Source organism: Propionispira arboris, from assembly GCF_900109225.1.
Taxonomy (GTDB): domain Bacteria; phylum Bacillota; class Negativicutes; order Selenomonadales; family Selenomonadaceae; genus Propionispira; species Propionispira arboris.
On record NZ_FNZK01000014.1, the window covers coordinates 33,409 to 56,443 of the forward strand.

The 23,035-nt window shown below is 39.7% G+C and carries 18 protein-coding genes and 1 other annotated feature; of the genes, 13 read left to right on the top strand and 5 right to left on the bottom strand.

Annotated features, from left to right (window positions below; all coding sequences use genetic code 11):
- Positions 1-21: 21 nt before the first annotated feature.
- A complete protein-coding gene (locus BMY14_RS13420; RefSeq protein WP_245741423.1) occupies positions 22-2,028 on the bottom strand; it encodes a methyl-accepting chemotaxis protein in 2,007 nt (668 codons plus the stop codon).
- Between the two features lie 251 nt (positions 2,029-2,279).
- Between BMY14_RS13420 and clpB the strand changes: the two genes are divergently transcribed.
- A complete protein-coding gene (gene clpB / locus BMY14_RS13425; RefSeq protein ID WP_091832766.1) occupies positions 2,280-4,856 on the top strand; it encodes an ATP-dependent chaperone ClpB in 2,577 nt (858 codons plus the stop codon).
- A 73-nt stretch (positions 4,857-4,929) separates the two neighbouring features.
- Here the strand turns inward: clpB and manZ are convergent, their stop codons facing one another.
- Genes manZ through BMY14_RS13440 form a run of 3 tightly spaced genes read right to left on the bottom strand, consistent with a single transcriptional unit; the run spans position 4,930 to position 7,100 of the window.
- Positions 4,930-5,751: a PTS mannose transporter subunit IID gene (gene manZ, locus BMY14_RS13430; RefSeq protein ID WP_091832768.1), complete on the bottom strand. Its 822-nt coding sequence runs from the start codon at positions 5,749-5,751 to the stop codon at positions 4,930-4,932.
- Positions 5,752-5,771: 20 nt separating this feature from the next.
- Complete coding sequence (locus tag BMY14_RS13435) at positions 5,772-6,569, bottom strand: PTS mannose/fructose/sorbose transporter subunit IIC (RefSeq protein ID WP_091832770.1); 798 nt, start codon at positions 6,567-6,569, stop codon at positions 5,772-5,774.
- A 39-nt stretch (positions 6,570-6,608) separates the two neighbouring features.
- Positions 6,609-7,100 carry a PTS sugar transporter subunit IIB gene (locus tag BMY14_RS13440; protein WP_091832773.1) on the bottom strand — a complete coding sequence of 164 codons (492 nt, stop codon included), beginning with the start codon at positions 7,098-7,100 and terminating at the stop codon, positions 6,609-6,611.
- 832 nt (positions 7,101-7,932) lie between these two features.
- Between BMY14_RS13440 and BMY14_RS13445 the strand changes: the two genes are divergently transcribed.
- The 10 genes from BMY14_RS13445 (at position 7,933) to BMY14_RS13490 (ending at position 19,489) form a co-directional block, all read left to right on the top strand.
- Positions 7,933-8,451 (top strand): acyl-CoA thioesterase, encoded by a 519-nt coding sequence (locus BMY14_RS13445; protein WP_019555261.1) that lies wholly within the window; start codon positions 7,933-7,935, stop codon positions 8,449-8,451.
- Positions 8,452-8,636: 185 nt separating this feature from the next.
- Positions 8,637-8,891, top strand: a binding site (T-box leader).
- A 54-nt stretch (positions 8,892-8,945) separates the two neighbouring features.
- Positions 8,946-10,616, top strand: a complete 1,671-nt coding sequence (locus BMY14_RS13450) for a 2-isopropylmalate synthase (RefSeq protein ID WP_091832960.1) — start codon at positions 8,946-8,948, stop codon at positions 10,614-10,616.
- A 559-nt stretch (positions 10,617-11,175) separates the two neighbouring features.
- Positions 11,176-12,201, top strand: coding sequence for an anthranilate phosphoribosyltransferase (trpD, locus tag BMY14_RS13455; RefSeq protein WP_091832776.1), 1,026 nt, complete (start codon positions 11,176-11,178; stop codon positions 12,199-12,201).
- Positions 12,198-12,818, top strand: a complete 621-nt coding sequence (locus tag BMY14_RS13460; protein ID WP_091832779.1) for a phosphoribosylanthranilate isomerase — start codon at positions 12,198-12,200, stop codon at positions 12,816-12,818. Before trpD ends, BMY14_RS13460 begins: the two co-directional genes overlap by 4 nt.
- Complete coding sequence (gene trpC / locus BMY14_RS13465) at positions 12,818-13,624, top strand: indole-3-glycerol phosphate synthase TrpC (protein WP_091832782.1); 807 nt, start codon at positions 12,818-12,820, stop codon at positions 13,622-13,624. The genes BMY14_RS13460 and trpC overlap by 1 nt, the downstream gene beginning before the upstream one ends.
- Positions 13,625-13,646: 22 nt before the next feature.
- Positions 13,647-14,834, top strand: a complete 1,188-nt coding sequence (trpB, locus tag BMY14_RS13470; protein WP_091832785.1) for a tryptophan synthase subunit beta — start codon at positions 13,647-13,649, stop codon at positions 14,832-14,834.
- On the top strand, positions 14,835-15,626 hold the full coding sequence (gene trpA, locus BMY14_RS13475) for a tryptophan synthase subunit alpha (RefSeq protein ID WP_091832788.1): 792 nt from the start codon (positions 14,835-14,837) through the stop codon (positions 15,624-15,626). It abuts the gene before it with no gap.
- Positions 15,627-17,126: an anthranilate synthase component I gene (gene trpE, locus BMY14_RS13480; RefSeq protein WP_091832791.1), complete on the top strand. Its 1,500-nt coding sequence runs from the start codon at positions 15,627-15,629 to the stop codon at positions 17,124-17,126.
- Positions 17,110-17,679 carry an anthranilate synthase component II gene (locus tag BMY14_RS13485; protein WP_091832963.1) on the top strand — a complete coding sequence of 190 codons (570 nt, stop codon included), beginning with the start codon at positions 17,110-17,112 and terminating at the stop codon, positions 17,677-17,679. The genes trpE and BMY14_RS13485 overlap by 17 nt, the downstream gene beginning before the upstream one ends.
- Positions 17,680-17,869: 190 nt before the next feature.
- Positions 17,870-19,489, top strand: coding sequence for a peptide chain release factor 3 (locus BMY14_RS13490; protein WP_091832794.1), 1,620 nt, complete (start codon positions 17,870-17,872; stop codon positions 19,487-19,489).
- Positions 19,490-19,518: 29 nt separating this feature from the next.
- Here the strand turns inward: BMY14_RS13490 and BMY14_RS13495 are convergent, their stop codons facing one another.
- Positions 19,519-20,283 (bottom strand): DUF4931 domain-containing protein, encoded by a 765-nt coding sequence (locus tag BMY14_RS13495; RefSeq protein ID WP_091832797.1) that lies wholly within the window; start codon positions 20,281-20,283, stop codon positions 19,519-19,521.
- Between the two features lie 175 nt (positions 20,284-20,458).
- Here BMY14_RS13495 and BMY14_RS13500 point away from each other — a divergent pair, with 175 nt between their 5' ends.
- A complete protein-coding gene (locus tag BMY14_RS13500; RefSeq protein ID WP_091832800.1) occupies positions 20,459-22,111 on the top strand; it encodes a putative polysaccharide biosynthesis protein in 1,653 nt (550 codons plus the stop codon).
- Positions 22,112-22,131: 20 nt separating this feature from the next.
- A complete protein-coding gene (locus BMY14_RS13505; RefSeq protein ID WP_091832803.1) occupies positions 22,132-23,019 on the top strand; it encodes a YegS/Rv2252/BmrU family lipid kinase in 888 nt (295 codons plus the stop codon).
- Positions 23,020-23,035 lie beyond the last annotated feature (16 nt).

The window sequence follows — 23,035 nt, forward strand, 5'->3', positions numbered from 1 at the left end:
TCTGTGTTTCGTAATTGAAAATTATACTTTGAATTTCGATACTTCGGATTGTAAATCACTAGCGAGGGTGGCGAGGTTTTGGCTGGCGGAAGCAATTTCCTGCATCGAGGCAGATTGTTCTTCTGTTGCAGCGGAAACAGATTGTGCATCATCTGAATTTTTCGTGCTGATTTGATCGATATCTTGAATGGATGAGAGCATGGTTGCATTGCCTGCAGCCATGGTTTCAATAGCCTTTGAAACATCAATAATTTCATGTGACAGCGTTTCAATGGCAATAACAATACTTTTAAAGACTTCATCCGCAGATTTTACAGTATCAATACCAAGCTGCACATTTTTTGAGCCATCACGACTGGCTTCAACTGCTTGACTCATGCCAAATTGGTTTTTCTTAACAAGTTCAGCAATTTGTTTAGAAGACCGTTCCGATTCTTCTGCTAATTTTCGTACTTCTTCAGCGACAACCGCAAATCCATGTCCGGCATCACCAGCTCGAGCTGCCTCAATCGCTGCATTGAGAGCGAGTAAGTTGGTTTGACCGGCTATATTGGAAATGAGTTCAACGATGTTGCCAATTTCATCTGAACCTTTGGCAAGATCCTCGATGGCGGTTTCAATTGTTTTTGTGCCAAGGGTAATTTGCTGCATTTGCTCAACGACTTTTGCAATTGAATTTCGTCCCGTTTCAGCCTGCAAAGTTGTTGTTTTAGCATTATCTGCTATTTTTTGCGTTTTTTGCGTTAAGGCATCGGTATTTGTTGAAATGTTTTCTGATATACCTCGAATTTTTTTTGAAGAGGACGACTGTGTTTCCACGCCGGCTGCGATGTCAGTGATAGAGATAGCAACTTGATTTGCAGCTTCTGAAGATTGGTGGGCACTGGCGGTTAATTCTTGACTCGAAGCTGCGACTTGTTCTGTTTGTGATTGTACTTTTTTCAGTAGTGCTCGTAGTGTTTGGCGCATTGTATTAAACCCTTGTGCGAGCTGGCCGATTTCATCATGGCTGTTGATCGTTAAATCATTTTGCCTGAGATCACCGGAATTTAAAATATTACATTCATCGCGAATGGCCTCAATTGGTGCAGCGATGCATTTGGCAAAATAAAATATGACAAAGACAGCCAACACAATAGCTAGCAAAGAGACAATGGTCATAATTTTGAAGAGGTGATCAGCAGCGCCCTCTACTTCAGAACGCGGTGCTGCTGAAATAACGGCCCAAGTACGACCATCTAGTTCGATAGGAGTAATGACAGCTATATTTTCAATACCATTTGTATTTTGGTAATCAATGGATGTTTGCTGATTTGTCTCCATAGCTTTTTTGAAACCGGCACACAGGCGATCATCCAGTTGACCACCGCCTTCAATATCTTTTTTTGTTAGATCCAGTTTGCCAACATATTCTGGCCGTTGGCTGTAGCCGATGACAATGCCGGAACTATCCGCTAAATAAGCATAACCAGTATCAAAAAAGGAAACCTTTTCCACCAGTTTGGAAAGACTGTCAAGATTTAGCGAGGCCATGACGAAACCAACCAGAGTTCCATTTTCAAAAACAGGGCGAGTCATCATCGTCATGAGCTTTCCTGTCGATTCGCCTAAAAATGGTGCCGCAATATAAGGTTTTTGTGTTTGTTTTGGTATTTTGATATAATCACGGTCACCACGATTCAAATGTTTGCCATCATCACGAATGGCCTGACCATTAATATCTGTATAAAAATATTGAGCCACATTACTTGTGGTGGCTTTTGGTGTTGTTAATAGAACTTGACGAGTGGCATCATCCCCGTGAATGAGGTACTGATTTTTGGCGAGATCATCCAGGCGAATTATTGGTTCAGACATCTCGTTTTTGATATCGGCAGCAATTTGATCACCGAGGCTGCGGGCGATTTTATCAGCATCATTTAAAAGAGCAGTATGCGCTAGATAATAACTAATAGATGATAAAATGATGAAACTCAGAATAAATAATGGTAACAAAATAATAAGAAATTTTGTTCGTACATTTTTCATTTGCAAAAAGTTCACTCCTCATAAATTTAATTTTAGGTGATGTTACAAAATCAGGAAATAAAGCTTACTTAATTATATCGTATAGTAACGTGAAATGTTAAGCGCTTTCATTCTTTTATCATCATTAGTCAAAAGGTCAAAAAAAGTTTGACTTTTTGACCTTTTGCTGTATAATGAGAATCAAAGAGGATACTAGACATCCAGGTAATTTTATGAGAGCAAAAAGAAATAGATCGCAGGGGGGAATTATGATGGGGGAAGAAAAATATACACAAAAGGTTATGGCGGCAATGCAAACAGCTCAGCAAGCCGCAGCTCTGCATTATCATCAAGAAATAACGACAGCACATTTTTTATTAGCGCTTGCGAAAGAGCCGGAAGGGTTATTGAATACGATTTTTCAGGAATGCAATACGGATTTGGTTATGATGAAAACTCGCTTGGAGCAAGCTTTAAAGAAAATTCCAAGTGTCAAAGGACAAGATCGGCTTAGCATGAATACAGCTATGGTTCGGGTTTTGGGAAAAGCTGAAAAACTTGCCGAAGAAATGAAAGATGATTACGTTAGTACGGAACATATCTTATTGGCGATTGTTGATGATGGTGATAGTCAGGTTGTCGATATTTGTCGTGAATTTGGTTTGAGCCGGAGTAAAATCAAGGCGATTATTAAAACAAATCGAAAACAAAATGTTACCAGTGATAATCCTGAAGAAGGCTATAAATCCTTAGAAAAATATGGACGTGATCTTACGGAAGCGGCACGTCAGGGGAAATTAGATCCCGTCATCGGTCGTGATGAAGAAATTCGGCGGACCATTGAAATATTGTCACGGCGGACTAAAAACAATCCAGTGTTAATTGGTGAACCAGGTGTTGGTAAAACTGCAATTGTTGAGGGGCTGGCACGAAGGATTATTGCTGGCGATGTACCGGAGTCTCTTAAAAATAAAAAATTATATTCTTTGGATTTAGGGTCGATGGTTGCAGGATCAAAATTCAGAGGTGAATTTGAAGAACGTTTAAAAGCCGTACTTAATGAAATTGCAAAATCAGAAGGGCAGATTCTGCTCTTTATTGATGAACTTCATACCGTTGTAGGTGCTGGAGCGGCAGAGGGCGCAATGGATGCAGGCAATATATTGAAACCGATGCTGGCTCGTGGTGATCTAAGGTGTATTGGTGCGACAACACTTAATGAATATCGAAAATATATTGAAAAAGATGCTGCTTTAGAACGTCGTTTTCAACCGGTTATGGTGAAACAGCCAACGGTGGAAGATACGATTTCTATTTTACGTGGGTTAAAAGAACGGTATGAAGTGCATCACGGGGTAAGAATTCGTGATAATGCACTTGTTTCAGCCGCTGTTTTGTCTGACCGTTATATTTCTGATCGTTTTTTACCAGATAAGGCTATTGATTTAGTGGATGAGGCGGCTGCAAAACTTAGAACAGAAATTGAATCCATGCCAGGCCCGCTTGATGAAGTAAGCCGGAAAATCATGCAATTGGAAATTGAAGAACAGGCTTTAAAGAAAGAAACGGATACGGCTTCGAAAGAAAAGCTGGAAAAGATTGTTTCAGAAAAAAATAGTTTACAGATTCAGGCAGATACGTTAAAGGCACAGTGGGAAACGGAAAAACAGGCGATTTTACGCGTGCGCGGGGTAAAAAAAGAAATTGAAAGTATCAATAAAGAAATGGAAACGGCCGAACGATCCTATGATCTTAATAAATTATCGGAATTGAAATATGGGACATTGCCAAAATTGCAAAAACAGCTTCAAGAAGAAGAAACAGTTTTGGCAGAAAAAGACAATGGGTCACGCCTCTTGAAGGAAGAAGTCGGCGAGGAAGATATTGCTAAGGTAGTAAGTCGTTGGACCGGGATTCCTGTAACGAAGATGCTAACTGGTGAACGCGAAAAATTAATTCATCTAGAAGATATTTTACATGAACGTGTTATTGGACAGGATGAAGCTGTGCGTGTGGTCAGCGAAGCCATTATTCGTGCCAGAGCTGGTATCAAAGATCCGAATCGGCCGATTGGTTCCTTTATTTTTTTAGGACCGACGGGGGTTGGTAAGACAGAACTTGCTAAAACTCTGGCGGAAGCTTTGTTTGATGATGAACGTAATATCATTCGTCTTGATATGAGTGAATATATGGAAAAACATTCGGTTGCCAGATTGATTGGTGCGCCTCCGGGCTATGTTGGCTATGATGAAGGCGGACAACTTACAGAAGCGGTGAGACGACGTCCATATAGCGTTATTTTACTCGATGAAGTCGAAAAAGCCCATCAGGATGTCTTTAATGTCTTGCTGCAAATTTTGGATGATGGTCGTTTGACGGATGGCAAGGGACGAGTTGTCAATTTCAAAAATACTGTAATCATAATGACATCAAATCTTGGTTCTCACGAAATTTTGAATCAGGAAAACTTTGCCGAAGCAGAAAAAGCGGTTCGTGATATCGTAAAAGATTACTTCCGTCCCGAATTTTTAAATCGTGTGGATGATATCATTGTTTTTAAAGGCTTGGCAAGAAATCAGGTAAAATCCATTGCTGCAATTTTACTGGGAAGTCTTGATAAACGGTTGGAACGTCAAGTAAGCATTAATATCAAGTGGAATGATGATGTATTGGCATTTTTAGTAGAACGCGGCTTTGATGCGAACTATGGTGCCAGACCATTACGCAGATTATTGTCACAGACGGTTGAAACGGCTTTAAGTAAAGAAATCATAAAAGGTGAAATCAAAGAAGGCGATACTGTCCAAATTGCTGTTTGTGATGGGACGTTGACCTTTACCACAATTTAAGAAAATACTTTATAAAAAGATAGAAGCCCTCAGCTTTTGTGCCGAGGGCTTCTATCTTTTTTATAGAGAGGAGTTAAGCAAATAAGCCTACTGCGTAGCCAGCAATACCAATTACAAACAAACCTAAGATAATGACAAGTGGATTCATTCCTCTTTTGAGGAGATACATGCAGATGAATGTCATCAAAAGAGGAACGATACTAGGCATCAAACTATCAAGTACTGTTTGAATAGTAGTTATAACTTGTTTACCATCGCTGGCAGTATAGGTAGATAGAACGAATGGCATATTTACGGTGGTCCATTTAGCAACAAGCGCACCCATAACAAGTAGACCCAAAACAGAAGAACCTTCCGTTAAATATCTAAGTTTATTACCACCCATATCTGTAACGAGCTGTGTGCCTTTGGAATAACCATACATAACGCCATACCAATTTGTGGCTAAACGGATTACGTTAAAAGCGATAAAGAAAACGAGTGGCCCGAGCAGACTCCCTGTAAGTGCAATACCAGCTCCGAGCGCTGCGAGTACGGGACGAAGTGTACCCCAAAAAATAGGATCACCAACACCAGCAAGCGGTCCGATTAAACCGATTTTAACCCCGCTAATAGCGCCTTCGCTAATGTCGGCACCATTTGCTTTTTGCTCTTCCATCGCAGCGATAATTCCCATAATGGGGGTGGCGAGAAATGGCTGGGTATTGAAAAATTCAAGATGACGTTTTAAGGCAGATTTTAATTCTTCGCCTTGATATAGTTTTTTTAAGGCAGGAATCATCGAAACACAAAATCCGATGGCCTGCATTCTTTCAAAGTTGAAAGACCCTAAGAGAAAGTTAGAACGAATAAATATAGAAACTAAATCACTTTTAGTTAATTTTTTTTCAGCCATGATAGATCCTCCTTAAATAATTACATTAAATCTGAGTCGTCGATATTGTCGATCGAATTTCCTGATCCACCAGCGGCACTGGCATTTAGTTCACGTGCCAGTGATTTTACATGGAAATAAGCACATATTAAACCAACAGCGCCAAAGCCGATTAAATTGATATTTGTAAAAACGGCTAATAAGAAACCTAAAAAGAAAAATGGCATCAACGATTTAGCATTCATCATATTGATAACCATTGCATATCCGACTACAACGATAAAACCACCAGATACTTGCAATCCACGCGTGATTACTTCAGGAATCGATGCCAAAAGTGCATTGACTGTATCCGTTCCTGCTACCATACCAACGAGTGCAGCCGGTACAGCAACGCGGATACCTTGCAGTAATAGTCCAAGAAAATGGCACATTTCGATACCGCGGGTACTGCCTTCAGCTGCGTATTTATCAGCAAGATGTTGGAAAAACACCGTAATGGTTCGAACAAAAATGGTTAATACCTGACCTGCTGCTGCGAGTGGGATGGCAACAGCAATACCGGCACCAATTGATTGATGACCAATAATGACAAGAATTGCTGATATGACACTAGCTAATGCTGCATCAGGAGCCATTGCGGCACCGACATTCATCCAGCCAAGAGCTAACATTTCCAGAGTACCACCTAAAATAATACCAGTTGTTATATCACCTAAAACTAATCCGACTAATGTGCAAGATATGAGTGGACGATGGAATTGAGCTTCATCTAAAACACTTCCCATGCCGGAAATTCCTGCAACGATGACTAATAAAATCAATTGTATAGTTGTCATAGATTATGATCTCCTTTATATTAAAAATTTAAAATGTAATTAAATAAGACCTTTTCCTTTTAGGGCGGCCATTACATCGCCTTTTGATTCGTTGGCAAGTTTGCGCAGATCGAGTTCAATGCCAAGCTCATGTAATTTTACCAGAGCTTTTACATCTTCTGGACCAACGGCAACGGCACTGGAGATTAGAGTGGTACCTTCTTTAAAACACATGCCGCCTAAATTAATCGATTTGAAAGGGATACCGCCTTCTAAAGCCCTTAATGCATCTGTTGGATTCGTGAAGAGAAAAAGCGTTTTAAAACTGTCATATTTAGGGTTATTATAGGCTTCGACAGCTTTGTCGACAGGAACGACATAGGCTTTGACACCTGGCGGTGCTACTTGTAATAAGAGTTGTTTGCGCATAGTATCCTTGGCGACTTCGTCACTGCAACACATGATCCTGTTGCAGCCGGATACTTTTGTCCAAACTGTGGCGACTTGACCGTGGATCAGGCGATCATCGATTCTTGCAAAACTGATTTCCATATTAAATCGACTCCTTTAGATTAACGTTGAAGCTTGTCAAAAATTTTTATCGGCATAATTTTGAACGAGTTTGATTGATAATGACGAATTGCCTTGCCGATGAAATAAAAAAACAAAACTTATACATACAATAAAATGCAAGTGCTGTGCCAAGACAGTGTATTGAGTATACGATAAATATACACATAATATTCAATATCCTTTCGCTTACAGTAGTGAAGTTAAAGAAAACGTCATAAAAAATAAAAATAAAAAAATACACTGATGTCTTTTAATAATACAGTAGAGACGGATTATAGGCTTAGTTATAGTAATATAATACATATTTATCGAAAATAATACACTTTTAAAGAAAGAAAGGCTGTTTAGTGATTTTTGTTGAAATTATCAGAAAAAATACCAATGAATAAAAATTCATTAAAAATAAGAAAATTGATGAAATAATCAAACAATCATTAATGTAAGAGGTTTACTCTGTTTTGTGCTTAGGATGATTGACTTTATAAAATTTAAAAAAGAATAAGTATGTGCGATTTCTTTGCATTTAAGAAATTATTTACTGTATTAAAATCGGTCAAAATCAATTAAAGTTAGTCAATTTTACAATATTTACAAAATAAATAAAAACTAAGTTACTTAAATATTTTAAGAAAATAGGTTAAATTCTTTTCAAACTAGATAGGTGTCATTAATATATTTGATATTAAGCTATGTAAAAAGATATTGTTAAGCTGAAAAAAAACATGGTACAATACAATAAATAACAGCATGTATAGGTTATTCATATGATAAAATGAATTGATGATACGATTTGAAATTAGGAGGACAAACAATGACGAGTCAAAGTTTAAACAATAAAATTATTATTAGTGAAGTTATGATGCCAAGCCAGGCAAATGTGGCGGGCAATGTTCATGGTGGAGAAATCATGAAAATGATGGATTCGTCGGCTTATGCTGCGGCAAGAAGATATTCAAGATCGAATGTAGTGACGGCACGGGTCGACGAACTTGAATTTCATTTGCCAATTTTGATTGGCGATCTTGTTGTATGTACGGCGCAGATTGTTTTTGTTGGACATAGTTCGATGGAAGTAGCTGTTAATGTAGAGGTAGAAGATCTTGAACATGAAGGTAAACCACAACGTGCTTTATCGGCATATTTTACAATGGTTGCGCTTGATCGCAATGCAAAACCCAGATCAGTGCCGCCTTTGGTCTTAGATACGGAAGAAACCAAAAATGCATTTGAAGAAGGTAAACGCCGTTATGAAGAACATAAGGCGAAAAAAAAGCAGCAGATGTTAGATGCAAAAGCAGCTAGAGCGGCGCGCGAAGCAAAAAGTAAATAAGTTTCTATAATAAGTTGTGTCCAGGCTGTTTAAAATATTTAATGCAACTTATATAAAAATAAGCAGATTTATATATTTTTGTATATGAATCTGCTTATTTTTAATTAATGTGTTTACAGTATTGATTAAAAACAAAAAATACTTGTCAATATTGTTACGGTGTGTTATTCTGTAGAAGATATATGACACATACGTTGCAGAGGAATAGTAAAATTCATGGAAAGCTGCAGAGACCTGTTGTTTGGTGTAAAACAGGGCGGAAATGAATTCGAACTCACCTTGAAGTAGCTCGCTGAAATGAAAAAAGTAAGTTGAGACGGGGCCTGTCCGTTACAATAGGAGGATATAAGGCTTGTAAGAGTCCGTATCTGTTAGAGTGCATACTTGATTTGAGTATGAATTAGAGTGGTAACACGTAAGCATAGTCTTTCGTCTCTTAATAGAGATGAGGGGCTTTTTTGTTGTCTAAAACACGATGGGAAGGGAATTTTAATATGAAAAATTATAGCAAATACCAAAAAGGTTATTTTATGCCACCGAAGGTAGATATGAGTTGGGCACAAAAAGAGTATGTAGAAAAAGCACCAATTTGGTGCAGTGTTGATTTGCGAGATGGCAATCAGGCGTTAATCATTCCAATGAGTCTGGATGAAAAAGTTGAATTCTTTAAAATGTTGGTTAAAATCGGTTTTAAAGAAATTGAAGTTGGTTTTCCAGCTGCCTCAGAAACGGAATATGATTTTTTGCGTAAATTGGTGGAAGAGGATTTGATTCCAGAGGATGTAACGATTCAGGTGTTAACGCAGGCCAGAGAACATATTATCAACAAAACCTTTGAGGCTTTAGCTGGTGTAAAAAAAGCGATTGTTCATGTTTATAATTCGACATCTGTCGCGCAGCGTGAACAGGTATTTAAAAAATCAAAAACTGAAATCAAACAAATTGCTGTGGAAGGTGCTAAACTTTTAAAAACGCTTACTGAAAAAGCAGGGGCTGATTATCAGTTTGAATATTCACCAGAGAGCTTTACGGGAACTGAAATTGAATTTGCCTTAGAAGTCTGCAATGCGGTGATTGATGTATGGCAGCCAACACCGGATAAAAAAGTGATTATGAATCTGCCGGTTACTGTTGCAATGTCGATGCCGCATGTATATGCGGCACAAATCGCGTATATGTCACAGAATATGAAGTGCAGAGACAGCGTGGTGATTTCGCTGCATCCGCATAATGATCGCGGCTGTGGTGTAGCGGATTCAGAAATGGGATTATTGGCGGGGGCAGATCGGATTGAAGGGACTTTATTTGGCAACGGTGAACGAACCGGCAATGCGGACATCATCACCATTGCGATGAATATGTTTGCGCTGGGCGTAGATCCGAAACTTGATTTTTCCAATATGCCAGAGCTGATTGAACTATATGAACGGGTGACTAGAATGCAGGTTTATGCCCGCCAGCCTTATTCAGGTGAACTTGTATTTGCTGCGTTTTCGGGATCGCATCAGGATGCGATCGCGAAAGGGATGAATTGGCGTAAAACAGAAGATAGCAAGCATTGGACAGTACCTTATCTTTTGATTGATCCCAATGATGTTGGTCGTGAATATGATGGTGATGTGATCCGTATCAACAGCCAATCCGGCAAAGGGGGCGTTGGCTATCTGATGGAACAAAAATATGGTCTTGATATGCCAAAGAAAATGCGGGAGAACTTCAGTTATCGTGTGAAAAGTGTATCGGATCATAAACACCAAGAATTGCTGCCAGATGATTTGTACAGTATTTTCCGTGATGAATATGTAAATGTTGAGACTAAGATAAAACTGATTGACTTTATTTTAAAAAAAGAACCGGATGGTTCACGAAAAGGAGCCGTTCATCTTGAAGTAGATCGTAAAGAGGTAGTTTGTGAAGCGGTCGGTAATGGACGTCTTGATGCAGTAAGCAACGCCGTACAGGGCTATCTTGGCATACAATATTCGCATTTGACCTATAGTGAACATGCTCTTGAGATCGGTTCAACATCAAGAGCCATGGCTTATATCAGCATAACAGGAGACGATGGAAAAGTGATATGGGGTGCTGGTATGGATACCGATATTATTACGGCATCGGTAAAGGCTTTATTTAGTGCAATTAATCGGATGATTGCCGTTAAGTAAAAGAAGGCACATGGCTGAATTGAAAAATCAGCCATGTGCCTTCTTTACAGCTTTACAATTTTTTCTGAAAAATAGTGTTGACAGATTAGAGAATGTACGTTATTATAGTATTAATTTCAAATTGAGTGTAAAACATTGAACAGGAAATAGTAAATATACATACTTTTGTCCAGCGAGTCGGCGGCCGGGAAACCGGAGGTGTAATGGTCGATCTGAAGCGTATATTGAATGGTCCTGTGAGTGTCCACCGAAAACTAGTGGTAGTGAGTAGGCTGGAACGGTTGCCACCGTTATTGGGCTAGGGTATCGGACTTTTGGTCTCGTACTTGAACAGAGAGAATGCTGTTTTTACGTAGGGTGGCAGACGAAACCATTTCGTCCCTTAGAGGGGTGGAGTGGATTTTTTTATTTCCTGGCAATAAAACAGTATTTTGAATCAGGGTGGTACAGCGAAAACCATTTCGCCCCTTACATATGAATACGTATGTGAGGGTGCGGAATGGTTTATTTTTTTACTGATAAATATTGTAAATTTAAATAGAAGGTGGAGTGGTCTTTTATGTTGAAACCGTATTTGAATCAGGTGATTGCGGGGAAAGATTTGTCTAAAGAACAAGCTGCAGCAGCGATGGAAGTTATCATGAGTGGCGAGGCTGGTGATGCGCAGATTGGATCTTTTTTGACAGCACTAAAGATGAAGGGCGAGGCGATTGATGAGATCGCTGGTTTTGCCAAAACGCTTATTGTACATGCAGATCAAGTGCAGCATACAAAACCAGTAATTTGTAATTGCGGGACTGGCGGCGATACAAAAAATACCTTTAATGTATCTACTGCCGTAGCATTTGTTCTTGCCGGGGCAGGTGTTACTGTAGCCAAACATGGTAATCGAAGTGTATCAAGTTCTTGCGGTAGTGCGGATGTACTTGCAGCTTTGGGGGTAAGCATCGATCAGCCAGCTCAAAAAGTCAGTGATGAAATAGAGCAGATCGGCATTGGTTTTTTATTTGCGCCGGCACTGAATAAGGCCATGGCATATGTTGCGAAAGCTCGTAAAGAACTGGGGTTTCGGACTGTATTTAATTTATTGGGACCTATTATAAATCCGGCTCATTTAGATTATCAGCTTGTGGGTGTTTATGATGCCGCCTTAACTGAAAAGATTGCTGAAGTGTTAAAGCATGTTGGTGTGAAACAGGCGATGGTAATTCATAGTGGTGAAGGTATGGATGAAATATCGACACACGAAAAAACGAAAGTTAGTGAATTAAAAAATGGCAAGGTGACGACGTATTATATCGATCCGCAGGTGTATGGTTTTAGCAGCGGCACGATTTATGAATATCAGGGCGGTTTGCCAAAGGAAAATGCTGCTATTTTATTATCTATATTACAAGGCGAGCAGGGAGCAAAACGTGATATCGTTTTAATCAATGCTGCCGCAGGTCTTTATATAGCCAATCAGGCTGTTTCACTTGCAGCTGGGTTAGAACTGGCAAAAACAACGATTGATTCGGGGGCTGCTTTGGCAAAGCTTACTGAATTGATTGAAATAAGTAATGAAGGAGTTCGTGCAATCGGATGATCGTTAAGATATGCGGCATACAGAATTTGGCTATGGCGCTTACTGTAGAGAAATGTGGAGCGGAAATGATGGGGTTCGTTTTTGCCCCCAGCCGCCGTTCTATTGATCCGGCAGCTGCGGCAAAGATAAGCCAGCGAGTTCAGTCCATAAAGAAAGTTGGTGTATTTGTCAATGAAGAAATTGCAGTGGTCAATGCAATCGCTGCGCGCTGCGATTTGGACTATGTTCAGCTCCATGGCAGTGAGTCACCGGATTATTGTAGATTTATCAATCGACCAGTCATTAAAGCATTTCCATTTTCAGATACATTTTCAGCGGATCTGGTGAATGTCTATCCAGTTGAACTCATTTTAATTGATAGCTGGGAAAAAGGGCTGTCTGGCGGTACTGGAAAAAAATTTGACTGGGAAAAGGCCAGAAGCTTATTAAATAAAATCGAAAAACCTTTTTTATTAGCGGGTGGACTGACTTGTGAAAATATACAAGAAGCGGTAGATAAATTAAACCCCTATGGTTTGGATGTATCGGGTGGTGTTGAGGAAAACGGTATAAAATCAATTTTAAAAATTGAAGCCTTTGTGAAAGAGGCAAAAAAAGTGGAACGGAGGATGGTTTGATGGCTGATATATTAGATGAAATTGTTGCCAAGAAAAAAGAAATTGTCGAGGCAGAGAAACAGAATGTATCACTGCATGAACTGAAACAGCAGATTACACCAGGTCATTTTCTTTTATCACGGGCGATGCGTCAAAAGGACTGGAGCTTAATTGCTGAATGTAAATTGCAATCACCGGCAAAAGGCAGGCTGTGCAGCGATTATTCGGTCGTGGATTTGGCTAAAATTTATGCTGAAAATGGTGCGACGGTCCTTTCGGTGCATACAGATCCTCATTTTTTAGGAAAGAATGAAGATATTGCCAAAGTAAAAGCAGTCGTTACTCTGCCTGTATTGCGGAAAGACTTCATCATTGATGAGTATCAGATTTATCAGGCTCGTCAACTTGGTGCGGATGGCGTGTTGCTGATTGCCAGAATTTTGACGCCAGCGCAGCTTAAGGAATATGTTTATACGGCCTGGAGTCTGGGGCTCGATGCATTAGTTGAAGTACATGATGAAGCAGATATCAAAGCTGCCCAAGCTACGCCGGCTGAACTTATTGGTATTAATAATCGAAACTTGAAGAATTTTACAACGGATATTCAAAATACAATTGATTTAATGCAGTATTGTGATCCAGCAAGGGTTTTAATTAGTGAAAGCGGTATTCATGGAGCAGAGGACATGAATCGGTTAAAAGCGGTTGGTATAAGAGGCGTTCTCGTTGGCGAGAGCCTGGTTAGAGCGGAAAGTATTGCAGAGAAAACTCAAGAATTAGCTTGCCGAGATGTTTTGACTTCAAAGGAAAAAAGAGAAACAGCATGATAAATAATAGGGGGAATATATTATGACAGTAGAAAAAGTTGGCCGTTTTGGCGCTTATGGCGGACAGTATGTACCGGAGACCGTGATGCCAGTTCTTATGGAATTGCAGGCAGCCTATGATAAATATAAAACAGATCCCGAGTTTCAAGCCGAGTTTCATCGTTATCTTAAAGACTATGCCGGTCGTCCAACGATGCTCTATTATGCGGATCGTTTGACAAAACATTATGGTAAGGCAAAAATTTATTTAAAACGGGAGGATTTACTGCATACAGGGGCTCATAAGATAAACAATGCATTAGGACAGGCTTTACTGGCTATGCGTATGGGGAAAAAACGTATTGTTGCTGAAACAGGAGCTGGGCAGCATGGTGTAGCTTGTGCTACGGTAGCTGCTTTGTTTGGACTCGAATGTCATGTATTTATGGGTGAACTGGATATGGAACGGCAAAAGCTTAACGTGTTTCGGATGCGCCTTTTAGGGAGTAAAGTAATTCCAGTCACAAGCGGAACCGGTACGCTCAAAGATGCAACCAGTGAAGCAATTCGATATTGGGCAGCCAATATTACGGATACGCATTACATCATTGGTTCTGTTGTTGGTCCACATCCTTATCCAACGGTGGTACGTGATTTTCAATCCGTGATTGGTAAAGAAATTAAAGAACAGATCAAAGAAACGGTTGATGGAAAAGTAGATTATTTGTTGGCTTGTGTTGGCGGCGGCAGCAATGCTATGGGGACTTTTTATGATTTTAAAGATGAAAAAGCTACTGTAAAAATCGGTGTGGAAGCGGCTGGCCGAAGTGATGTCGATGGTGAGCATGCCAAATCGTTGACGTTGGGACGACCGGGTGTCCTCCATGGGGCTTACAGTTATTTGCTACAAGATGATGATGGGCAGGTTATTGAAGCATATTCGATTTCAGCGGGTTTGGATTATCCTGGAGTTGGACCGGAACATTCCTATTTTAAAGATGCAGGTATCGTTCAATATGTATCGGTAAGTGATGTACAGGCACTGAATGCTTTTAAACTGCTAGCTAAAACAGAAGGTATTATTCCGGCAATTGAAAGTTCACATGCGTTGGCTTATCTGGAAACTTTGATGCCAATAACGACAGCGGATCAAACGGTAGTTATCTGTTTATCAGGTCGTGGCGATAAAGATGTTCAGATGGTAGCAAATGTATTAGGGGAGGAAATTTAAATGACACGTTTAGATGATACATTACAAACCTTGAAAGCAAAAGGGAAAAAAGGGTTGTTTATCTATATTACGGCCGGAGCACCTGATTTTGCCACAACGATCGCAGCAGTCAAAGCAGCAGAGCAAGCAGGAGCTGATGTAATTGAACTGGGGATCGCTTTTTCAGATCCAATCGCAGATGGGCCAGTTATTCAAAAAGCAGCAACAATAGCCATTCAGAATGGTGCAACGACAAAAAAAGTATTGGATATGGTAAAAACAATTCGTAGTTTTACGCAGATTCCGTTGATCGGTATGGGCTATATCAATACGATGCTTAATTTTGGTGTTGAAAAATTTATTCAGGAATTTAAAGCTGCAGGACTCGATGGTATGATCATTCCCGATATGCCACATGAGGAGTCAGCGGATATAGCACAAATCTGTAAAGACAATGCATTTCATTTGATTGAATTTGTAACACCAAATACAATTCAGACCCGGATTCAAGAGATTTGCACCAGTGCGAATGGATTTATCTATTGCGTCTCCGTTAATGGCGTTACGGGAGTTCGAAAAATTGATTATAAGCCAATCAATGATGTCGTGCAGCTAGTAAAGAAGGAAACTATAGTTCCACTTGCAGTTGGCTTTGGTATCGGCACACCAGCCGCAGCTCTGGAAGCGAGTGAATATGCAGATCATGTTATTGTCGGCAGTGCTGTTGTAAAACTGATTTTAGAGAAAAATGTGGCAGGTGCAGGTGAGCTGATCCAAAGTATTCGTCAAGCACTTGATAAAGGGGGCGTCTAAATGCATATATCACCAAGTTTGGAAGAATTTATTGAGTCCACGAAAACTGCAAATGTGATTGCCATCACCGCTGAGATATCAACGGATCTTGATACGCCAGTATCAATTTATTATAAGCTTGTTGGAGATGATCAGGGCTTTATTCTTGAGAGTGTAGCCGCGGCACAGAAATTTGGTCGATTTTCTTTTATTGGTGCTGAGCCATTTGCGCAGGTGAAGACGTATAAGAATCATACGCGGGTGTTAGAAAATAAAAAAGAAATTATTGTGACCGGAAATCCGGTTCAAGCAATGAAGACTTATTTAGAAAAATTTAATACAGCGGCTGATAATATTTTATTGCCGCTTTTAAATGGTGGAGCAATCGGCTATTTGAATTATGAATCCGTTGGAACGTTTGATCGAGTTCGTGGTCTTAATATTGATGAGGCTAAACTTTTGGGGCAGTTTATGATTTGCCGTGTTCTGGTTATTATGGATCACCTTAAAAATACAGCTAAACTGGTTTATTTAGCAGAAGTTAATGAAAATGATGATGCGGCATTTATATATAATGAAGGAATTTGTAAGATGGAATCCGTAAAAAATACATTAAAAGCAGCGGTCAACGATCATTCCGTCAAAAAAAATACTGTAAAAGATCATAAAAAAATTGATTTTTTACAAGATTTTGGCAAGGTAGATCAAGTGTTTTTAGAGAAGATCCGGATTGCTAAAGAACATATTGCCGCCGGTGATATTTTTCAGATCGTGTTATCGGAACAGTTTCGTTGTAATATAACAAAACCAGCCTTTCATTTTTATCGTCGGCTTCGTCAGATCAATCCATCCCCTTATATGTTTTATCTGAATTTTGGTGAGATAAAACTGGTAGGGTCTTCACCGGAAATGCTGGTAAAAATAAGTGGCGATCAAGTTTTTACGTATCCGATTGCTGGTGCTCGTCCGCGTGGTATCGATGCACAAACAGATGCGGCACTGGCTGCAGAACTTCGGTGTGATACCAAAGAGTGTGCCGAACATGCAATGCTGGTGGACTTAGCGCGAAATGATATAGGCAGGATTAGTAAGCCGGGAACGGTGAAAGTTACAAAACTTATGGAAGTTGAAAAATTTTCCCATGTCATGCATATGGTCTCTGAAGTGTGTGGTCAGGTGAAACAGGGTAGTCATTCAATGGATGTACTGGGGGCATGTTTCCCGGCGGGGACATTAAGCGGGGCACCAAAAATCAGAGCGATGGAAATTATTAATGAACTTGAAACAGTCGAAAGAAATGCCTATGGCGGAACTGTCGGCTATATTGATTTTAATGGCAATATGGATATGTGCATTACGATTCGCACCATCCGTATTGAGGGCGATGAAGCTATTGTTCAGGCCGGGGCTGGTATCGTTGCTGACTCCATTGCCGAAAAAGAATATAAGGAAATTTTGCAAAAGGCCAAGGCTATGTTTCAAACCATTGAGGAGGTTGAAGATGATGATTTTATTGATTGACAATTATGATTCTTTTACGTATAACGTTTACCAGATGCTCGCCGAGCTCGGCGCGGATGTTGATGTTGTTCGAAATGATAAAATCAGTATCGCAGAAATCGAGTCAAAGAACTATGAAGCAATTGTTATTTCACCAGGACCGGGGACTCCCGATGAAGCGGGCATTAGCAAAGCGGCAATTCAGTATTTTGCTGGGAAAAAACCGATTTTTGGTATATGCTTGGGTCATCAAGCAATTGGGGAAGTATTTGGGGCGGCGGTTACGCGGGCACCACAGCCAATTCATGGCAAGGTCTCAACTTTGATTCATAGCGGTTTTGACATGTATAAAGATTTACCCCAAAATATGCAAATTGGTCGTTATCATTCGCTAATTGTTGAGCGGGATACGTTACCGGAATGTCTGGAAATTACGTCGGAACTTGCCGATGGGATGATTATGGGTATAAAACATAAAATGTATCCAATTGAAGGAGTGCAATTTCATCCGGAATCCATATTGACACCAGATGGTCGCCAGATACTAAAGAATTTTCTTCAATCGCTTTCATAAAAAAAATCAGGGATGCCGCATGGCTTTCCTGATTTTTTTATGTATTTTACTAAGATAATTTAGGCATTTTTGCAGTAAATATGATACAATAGAAAAAGTGCAGTTTTCTGCGAAATGTGTGACTAAGTAAGTTAAAGATAGAATCATGGCTGAGTTGCTCAGCATGCGTACTTTTAGTTTGGAGGATGTAATGTCAGTAGAAGAATTCAACAATGAAATCCAAAAACGCCGCACGTTTGCGATTATTTCGCATCCGGATGCTGGTAAAACAACCTTAACAGAAAAACTCCTATTATACGGGGGTGCAATCCATCTTGCCGGATCCATAAAATCTCGTAAAACGCAGCGTCATGCTGTATCGGATTGGATGGAAATTGAAAAACAGCGTGGTATCTCTGTTACATCGAGTGTATTGCAGTTTGATTATGATGGCTGCCGTATTAATATTTTAGATACACCGGGGCATCAGGACTTTAGTGAAGATACGTATCGGACTTTGATGGCAGTCGACAGTGCTGTCATGATTATTGACGTAGCAAAAGGGGTCGAAGCCCAGACGAAAAAACTTTTTAAGGTTTGTAAACAACGTAATATTCCTATTTTTACATTTGTTAATAAATTGGATCGTTATGGTAAGGAACCGCTGGAATTGATGGAAGAAATTGAATCGGTATTGGGGATTCGTTCTTATCCGATGAATTGGCCGATTGGGATTGACGGCAAATATAAAGGTGTATATGATCGGCAGAAAAGACAAATCGAACTTTTTGATGAAGATGCAACGCATGGACAAAAAGAGCGTACTTCTGTTACCGGAGACATTACAGATCCGCAAATAGCAGAACTTTTAGGTGTAACGGCGCAGCAGGCTTTGGCAGAAGATATTGAACTTTTGGATACAGCCGGCGAAGCTTTTGATCTTGATAAAATTGCGCACGGTGAGCTTACACCAATGTTTTTTGGTAGTGCTATGACGAATTTTGGGGTACAAAACTTTCTGGAAGAATATTTAAAACTGGCACCGCCACCAGCACCAAGAAATTCATCGGCTGGTTTGATTTTACCGGACAATGAAAATTTCTCGGCATTTGTTTTTAAGATTCAGGCAAATATGAATCCGGCTCATCGGGATCGTTTGGCTTTTATTCGTATTTGTTCCGGTAAATTTGAACGTGGTATGTCGGTTTATCATCATAAAACAAATAAGATGATAAAACTTTCCCAGCCGCAGCAGTTTTTAGCGCAGGAACGTCAGATTATTGACGTGGCCTATCCGGGTGATATTGTAGGACTTTTTGATCCAGGTGTATTTGGTATCGGGGATACCTTATGTGATGCTGGACATAAATTTGATTTTGCTGATTTTCCAGTTTTTCCACCGGAAAAATTTGCCCGTGTCCAAGCGAAAGATACAATGAAACGCAAACAGTTTGTCAAAGGGATTACGCAGCTTACGCAGGAAGGTGCCGTGCAGCTCTTTCAACAAGCTGGTGCAGGCATGGAATCGTATATTGTTGGTACGGTTGGTAATTTGCAATTTGAGGTTTTAGAATATCGTTTAAAAAATGAATATGGTGTGGATATTCTCATGCAGATGCAGCATTATGAAGTCGCTCGCTGGCTGGTTAACAAAGATGGCAGCGAAGTTACACCGGAATCTTTGCGTGGCACGGATCGTGGTATGTTTGTTTATGATATGAAGCAGCGTCCGGTATTATTGGTCAATAATGAATGGGCTTTAGGGTGGATTGTTGATAACAATCCAGATGTAGACCTGTTCCATGTACCACCTGACAAAAAAGAAGCATAAATAAAAACAGAGGGTTTAAAAACCCTCTGCTATTTTTTAAAGTAAATCATTTGCAGCTCGTTGACAATGATCTCTAAATTATTAGGACGAAAATGGATGTTATAGCCGATGAATAATGGGGATGTAGCAAAACGCGGCATGATTTTCACACGAATAAGTCCATCAACAAGATAAAAGAATAAATTGTAACTTTTACAGCGTTTTGTGAAATGGTTCATGAGGTAATCTACGGCAATTTGTATGTAATCAGCAATTTGATCCAATTTGTCATTGGTATCCGGCACGACATTGAATTCGGAAAAACCAATGCGCGGATAGGTTGAAATGTTAAATTCAACACCAGCGTGTTTATCAATGGTAATACCAGAGAATTCACGTGGATCAAACATCAGCTGATCATCCATGGATTTTAATCCCACAATCTGCATATGCGGATGGCGGATTGTGCCACCCGATAAGGGACCGTGATTTTTGAAAAATAATACAGACTTGTATTTATGCGAATCAATCATGTTAAACCAATGTTTTACACCAAAATGGATCAAATCGTGCATGTGTTCTTTGGTATATTCAGGAATATCGGTTTCGCAGGTACTGCTTTCAATCAATACAGTTTGATCAGAGTCTTGTAAAACTTTGTACTTATTTTGGATGAGCAGCATTTCACCAGAACAATCAATGACATCGGTGAGGCTTTCACGATCACAAAACGGGCAGTCTGCGTCGCGGTTGATGATGTTTTCTGGTTTAGTTAGACCAATGTTGACGTTGAATCCTAAAAGATTGTTTTTCACGGAGGTCACCTTCTTGATAAATTAGTACTGGAATACTTGTCAGAGAAATGATATAATTTTTTAGTTGTCAAAGCAATAGAATGTTCAGGCGTTTGATTTATTCCTATAGCTATATTATATATACTTTAAGGGTAAAAAGGAAAGTGAAAGTTTTCTTTAAGGTAGGTGTTATACAATTATTAGTCAGAAAAAGGTAAAAGAGAAAAAAGAAAATAAAGGTGAGTCTTTCCTTAAAGGAACTTTTATTCTCACGATAGCCGGGATTGTTGTTAAAGTAATCGGGTCTTTAAACTGGATTTTTGTGTCCCGTGTACTTGGCGGCGAAGGCATTGGTTTGTATCAGATGGCTTTTCCCATTTATTTATTAGCACTTAGTGTCTCGACAGCCGGTGTACCAGTCGCAATTTCGATTATAACAGCAGAGCGGGTAGCACTCAAAGATATATTAGGAGCTCGACGAATTTTTCGCGTATCGATGGGTCTCATGCTTTTTACAGGTTTATTTTTTAGTGTACTGACCTATTTCGGAGCGCAATGGCTTATCGATTGGCATTTTATTCGTGATTCTCGGGCGTACTACTCCGTAGTAGCTTTGGCTCCGGCGATTTTTTTTGTTACACTTTTAGCAAGTTCACGGGGGTATCTGCAAGGCTGGCAGCGCATGACGCCGACCGCAGTATCGCAGATTGTTGAACAAATTTTTCGTGTTGTCACCATGATTTTATTTGCCAATTTATTTTTGCCTTGGGGGCTTGAATATGCTGCAGCTGGTGCGAGCTTAGGTGCTTGTGCTGGTGCAATAACCGGTGTTATTGTTTTGGTATATTATCACTGGAAACTGGAACGTGATATTATTCGTGATTATGGACAGCATTTAGAACCTGTAAATGTGGATGTTAAAAGAATATCTAGTTTTACAATTATAAAAAGAATTTTTGCATTGGCTCTGCCAGTTTCGGCAGCCAGTGTTATGCTGCCAATTGTATCAAATCTTGATTTGCTGATTGTTCCGGCAAGACTGGAAATTGCAGGATATAATGTAAATGAAGCTACAGAACTTTTTGGCTATTTAACAGGAATGGCAGTACCGCTCGTTAATTTGGCGACAATTCTTACGGCATCCTTAGCGGTCAGTATTGTTCCGGCCATTGCCGAAGCAAAAGCTTTGAAGGATACGGTGCGGTCGTTTAATCAAACTGCCGCAGCTTTACGTATCTCTAATTTTATTTGTTTTCCAGCTTTTATCATTGTCCTTATGCTCGATGTGCCGATTTCCTCAATTATTTATAATGCACCAGGGGCCGGGCCAGCTGTTTGGGTATCTTCATTTAGCATTGTTCTGCTAGGGATACACCAAGTTACAACTGGTGTTTTGCAGGGGCTGGGGCATACTTCGATACCAATGATCAATATGGTTTTAGCGGCTGTTGTAAAAGTAATCTTAAATTGGGTTCTTACGGCACAGCCATCACTTGGTATTATGGGAGCAGCATGGGCAACGGTTGCTGACATTGGTCTGGCGGCAATCCTTAATTTATATTTTCTGTATAAGTATATTGGCTATAAAATGGAACTTAAACAAGTGTTGAAGACCATTGCTTCAGCTGGTGTTATGGCAGGAGCGGTTTATTTTTCATATCATTATATTTTGGTTTATACAGCAGCGAATGCGCTGGCAACATTTAGTGCAGTTTTTATTGGCTGCATTGTATATTTAGTCGTTTTGTTTCTGATGGGTGGTATCAATGAGACGGATATGGAGCGAATACCAGTCATTGGAAATTGCGGTATAAAACTCTTGCGCCGTATTGGTGTTTTTAAAGCATAGTTGTAAAGGTAGGTAGCGAGATGAAAAAACTGATTTTAGTTTATAATCCAATTTCCGGTGATGCAACATTTAAGTATAAACTAGATGATATGATTGCAAAATTCCTGCAGCGTGATTGTATCGTAATTCCGTATCGAACGCAGAAAGAAAATTTGCAGCCATTTGGTCATTTTATCCGTAATATTGAAGTCGATGGTGTGATTATTGCTGGCGGTGATGGAACTTTGCATGAAATTATCAATATTATGATTCATGAAGGAATTGATTTGCCAATTGGCATTATTGCCAGTGGCACATCAAATGACTTTGCTTCTTTTTTGGGAATTGATGTTGATTTAGATGCCTACATTGATACCATTGCCAGTGGGGAGACAATTCCGATTGATATCGGGAAGATAGGCACTGGTTATTTCATTAATGTAGCGAGTGCCGGAATGCTAACTTGTGTTGCACATGAAGTAGACCGCCGGCTTAAAAATGCCTTAGGGAAAATGGCATATTATTTGCGTGGTCTGGGCGAACTTCCTCACTTTAGAGCTTTTCCCATGACAATTCATGCCGATGAGCATGTTTTTTCCGAAAAAGTATTTTTATTTTTAATTTTGAACAGTGGAACAGTTGGCAGCTTGAAAAATGTTGCTGTGAATGCAAAAGTCAATGACGGGCTGCTCGATCTATTGCTTGTTAAAAAATGTAAAATTCAAGATCTTATGTCATTAACAGCAGAACTTATGGCAGGGAAAAACATAACAACTCGCAAAAATGTAATCTATCTGCAAGCGAAAAATATCACAATTGATTGTGCTGTACAATTAGATAGTGATTTAGATGGCGAGCTTGGACCTAGATTACCGTTAACAATTACCACGCTGCCGGGGAAAATGAAACTATTTTATACAAAACAATAAAAAAGAATCAGAAGAG